Here is a 1,154-nt window from a genome sequence, read left to right as displayed (position 1 = left end):
TGCTGGCCGCCATGCTCACGGTGACGCTAGTGGCCACGTTTCGCGGCCGCGGCCATGTGGCAGCAGTGGCGCGCGGTCGAGGTGGAGACCGCCGAGCGCGCACGCGCGCAGTCGGCGTGGATCCTGGCCGGCGCGCTCGACTGGTCGCGGCTCATCCTGCGCGAGGACGCCGCCGCGCGCGACAGCGACGGCACCGACCACCTGGCCGAGCCCTGGGCGGTGCCGCTGGAAGAAGCGCGCCTGTCCACCTTCCTCGCGGCGGACCGCAACGTGAGCCAGCCCGAGGATGCGAGCACCGACACGGCCGATGCCTTCCTGTCCGGCCGGATCATCGACCTGCAGTCGCGCCTGAACCTCTTCAACCTGGTGGACGGCAATGCGGTGCAGGAGATCCCCCTGCGCCAGTTCACCCGCCTTTTCGAGCAGCTCGGCCTGCCGCGCCAGCAGCTGAACCTGCTGGCCGACGGGTTGCGCCAGGCCAAGGCCACGGGCGGCGATGCGGGCAACGCGCCCCTGATGCCGCGCACCCTGTCGCAGCTGTCCTGGCTGGGCGTGGACGCCGCCACCATCGCGGCGCTGGAGCCCTACGCCACCGTGCTGCCGCGCAGCACGCGGGTGAACCTGAACACGGCCAGCGCCCAGGTGCTGCAGGCCAGCATCGAGGGGCTGGACATGGCCGGCGCGCAGCAACTGGTGCAGGCGCGCGAGGCCCGGCACTTTCGCAACGAGGAAGACGCACGCAAGCTGCTGAGCGGCTCGGCGCAGATGGACACCACCACGCACACCGTCTCCTCGTCGTACTACGAAGTGCTCGGCCGGCTGCGGCTGGGAAGCACCGTGGTGCAGGAACGCTCCCTGGTCTACAAGGCCGGCCGCGAAGCCCGCACGCTGTGGCGCGAACGCGGGGTCTTCGCGCGCAACGACGCCGCCACGGCCACCCGCTGACCCCGGCCGCGCGATCCGTCATGCCACGCCCCTAAAATGGCCCGCGAAACCCATCCATGAGCACCCTCATCCTTTCCTTGCCCCCGGGCCACCCGGGGCCGGCCACCGAGTACGGCTACACGCTGACCACCGACGGCCATACCGCCACACGACACGCGAACGCGCCCGCCGCGCTGCTGCCCGACCCGGGCCGCGCCGGCGAGGTGGTG

At 72.1% G+C, this 1,154-nt stretch carries 1 protein-coding gene and 1 pseudogene; both read left to right on the top strand.

The window, feature by feature from the left end:
- Positions 1 to 54 precede the first annotated feature (54 nt).
- A complete protein-coding gene (gene gspK, locus AC27KI_RS25410) occupies positions 55 to 945 on the top strand; it encodes a type II secretion system minor pseudopilin GspK (RefSeq protein ID WP_487116570.1) in 891 nt (296 codons plus the stop codon).
- 56 nt (positions 946 to 1,001) lie between these two features.
- A pseudogene (locus AC27KI_RS25405) lies at positions 1,002 to 1,154 on the top strand (type II secretion system protein GspL); the annotation flags it as partial.

It is taken from the genome of Acidovorax sp. KPB24-03 (assembly GCF_057546605.1).
Note: the sequence above shows the minus strand (reverse complement) of the source record. Positions and strands in the feature narration are given on the sequence as shown.